The following is a 921-nucleotide window of genomic DNA, read 5'->3' as shown; positions in this document are numbered from 1 at the left end:
TTGTTGATGTAAATATTTGGCAACTGTTTTGGCTTTGTTTGCATCACTCCACCAATATTCTATTCCAGAAGAAAGTGCTGGTTTAACTTTAGGTTGTTGATACATATTCCAATAAGCATACCAGTTTTCACCTTTACCATAGGTCGGAATTTGATAATAACCAGCTCTAAGCAATCGATCGAGAATGCGAGTATAAATAATCTGTTGTTCACGGCTTTTACTTGCAACAAGTTTTGAAATCACTTGATCAATTATTGGGTTGCGAATCCCTGCATAATTGTAATTTCCATCCTGCGCTGCGGCGATACTTCCCCAAAACTGAGTTTGTTCATTTCCCGGGTTGAGAGATTGCGGCAGATTCATCGTGGTCATATCAAAATCGTAACGGCGAGTCCGTTCTAAATATTGCGGAGCATCGACCTGACGCAAATTAACTGCAATGCCTAACTTTTTTAGGTTACGAATAAAAGGTAAAAGTGTTCGTTGTTTACCATCTTGCTGAATTAAAAACTCAAGCTGAACTTTTTTTCCTTCTGGTGTAAATAGCTGCCCTTCTTTAACTTTATAGCCAGCCTGTATGAGTAATTGCCGTGCAGTTAACAAGTTCTGACGATTAAAGCCACTTGCATCCGACACTGGATATTTCCAGTCGGCTAAAACACCTTGTTGCATGAGCGGAGATAACTTAGGCAATAACGGTTTTAACAACTCTAATTCAGTTTTTGAAGGTCGACCCGTTGCTGCTAATTCACTATTTTCAAAATAACTTTGAAGACGTTGATATTGACCATAAAACAAAGCTTTATTTTGCCATTCAAAATCATAGGCATAGGTTAAAGCTTGTCTAAAACGAATATCATTTAAAGGTTTTCGTCGTGTGTTAAAAACATAACTTTCAGTGGCAATCGGGTTGTGGTGACG

At 38.2% G+C, this 921-nt stretch carries 1 protein-coding gene; it reads right to left on the bottom strand.

From position 1 onward, the window contains the following. On the bottom strand, nucleotides 1-921 hold a 921-nt coding region (locus UC75_RS21455), incomplete at both ends, for an ABC transporter substrate-binding protein (RefSeq protein ID WP_228137323.1).

The organism is Acinetobacter sp. V2 (assembly GCF_001188385.1).
GTDB lineage: Bacteria > Pseudomonadota > Gammaproteobacteria > Pseudomonadales > Moraxellaceae > Acinetobacter > Acinetobacter oleivorans.
This window is presented reverse-complemented; position numbering and strand designations above follow the sequence as displayed.